The sequence below is a fragment of the Salipiger sp. genome (genome assembly GCF_059781815.1).
On sequence record NZ_JBYNAH010000395.1, the window covers coordinates 1 to 1,989 of the forward strand.

Sequence of the window (1,989 nt, forward strand, 5' to 3'; positions counted from 1 at the left end):
CACAAGGGTTAAGCTCAGTCTAACTCACGCAATGGTTACCAAATCGTTATCGGGCGGCACCTACTGCTGAGCTGAGCAAAGGAAGTAGGTCCCAACCTCACTATCGAAGTGGCCGGTGCCCCTAGTTTCCTAGACACCTGCCGTGGTCGGTTTCTGCTGCCTGATCTCGAAGTCAACGGGCGACAGCATGCCGTTGTTCGTGTGCTTGCGCTTCGGGTTGTAGAACAGCTCGATGTATTCGAACACGTCTTGCCTCGCGGCATCGCGGGTCGGGTAGGTGCGACGCCGGATACGTTCCCGCTTCAGAAGCTGGAAGAAGCTCTCGGCGACGGCGTTGTCGTGGCAGTTCCCACGCCGACTCATGCTGGGTTGGAGGCCGTGCTGGCGGAGGAAGGTCTGCCATTCACGGCTGGTGAACTGGGAGCCCTGGTCTGAATGCACCGTGACCCGGTCAGACGGCTTGCGTCGCCAGACAGCCATCAGCAGGGCTTGGAGCGCCAGGTCCGTCGTCATGCGGGATTGTGCGGACCAGCCGACTACGCGGCGGGAGAATAGGTCGATGACGACGCAGAGATAAAGCCACCCCTCATTGGTCTTGATGGAGGTGATGTCGGTCACCCAGACCTGATCGGGCCGAGATGCCTCAAACCGCTGCTCCAGCCTGTTCTCTGCCACCACCGCGGGCTTGCCGCCATATCGGCCGGGACGACGCCTGTAGCCAATCTGCGCAGCGATCTCGGCCAGCGAGGCTAGGCGCGCCACACGGTTCTCCGAGATCTGCTCGCCCTGGTCGCGCAGATCGTCCGTCAGCTTGCGATAGCCGTAGACCTGGCCACTCTCTGCCCAGGCCTGCCGGATCAGCTCAGTCTGCCGCGCATCTTCCCGCGCACGCCGACTTAGCGGCTCATTCAGCCATGCATAGAAGCCGACGAAGTGGACCCGTAGCACCCGGCACATGGCCCGGACGCCGAACTTCCCGCGATGCGCCCGAATGAAGGCGTACTTCATTGGGACTCGCGCGCGAAGTACGCCGTTGCCTTTTTTAGGATGTCGCGCTCCTCGGTCACCCGGGCCAGCTCGCGCTTCAGGCGCCGGTTCTCGGCCTCGGAGTCCACTCCGGGCTTCGAGACAGGCTCCCCGAACAGCTTCAGCCACCTGTAGAGCGAATACGTGCTAACGCCCATACGCCAGGACACCTCTCGCACAGGATACCCGCGAACCGTGATCTGATGCACCACATCCCACTTGAACTCGTCGCTGTAGTTGCTTGTCCCCATCTTCGTCTCCTCGGCTCAAAGTAAGGGAGAAAAGCGTCTACAAATCTAGGGGCACCTCAGAAGGGTCACGCCCCAACCTGTCTGCAATCCCTAATATCGGCGTTCTGGCTTCAAGCCACTTTGTAAGCTGGTTTATCGCTCTTCATAGCTCATGCAACTCTCTGTATTCGTATGGAATTGGCACCTCGTTCGTGAGTTCACTGGGATGTGAATTTAAGGTTGATAATTTACATTATGTTAAATTTTAAGGCTATTCGTCGACTTGGGGGCCCCCCGATCCTTGGACAAGATCTGAGGTGATCTAAGCTACTTTCCGTGTTTTTTGGTCGTATTGCATGATTGTTGTGCGGGCGCGGTATACCACGTCCGGTGGCTATCCTTTGAGGGCGGCTTTAGGCTGCCGGTGGTTGTAGAAGTCGAACCATGCCCGAAGGCCGCGCGAGCCTCTGATCCGGTCTCTCAGGCGCGCAGGTAGACGCACTCAACCGCAACCGAAAATCGGTCCGTGAAAGATTGAAGCGGTAAGCAACCCTTTAAGTCTTATCATGTGTCTTGAGATGAAGTCCGAAACGCCATGGCTACACCCAAAAGAGAAACGGCACTCGTCAGCACCCGCAGCCAGTTCCACTTCTGCCAGTCAATGCCGTAGGCCGCCCACAAGTCTGCCAAGTCTGGCTGATCTGCTGTAATCGTAAGTCCGTCTAAAATCTGG

At 58.0% G+C, this 1,989-nt stretch carries 1 protein-coding gene; it reads right to left on the bottom strand.

Features of this window, described 5'->3' with window-relative positions:
- Positions 1 to 129: 129 nt before the first annotated feature.
- A protein-coding gene (locus AC6RA4_RS25160) for an IS3 family transposase (RefSeq protein WP_500165009.1) occupies positions 130 to 1,277 on the bottom strand; the annotation gives its coding sequence in 2 pieces (ribosomal slippage) (positions 130 to 1,034 and positions 1,034 to 1,277; 1,149 coding nt in all).
- Between the last annotated feature and the right edge of the window lie 712 nt (positions 1,278 to 1,989).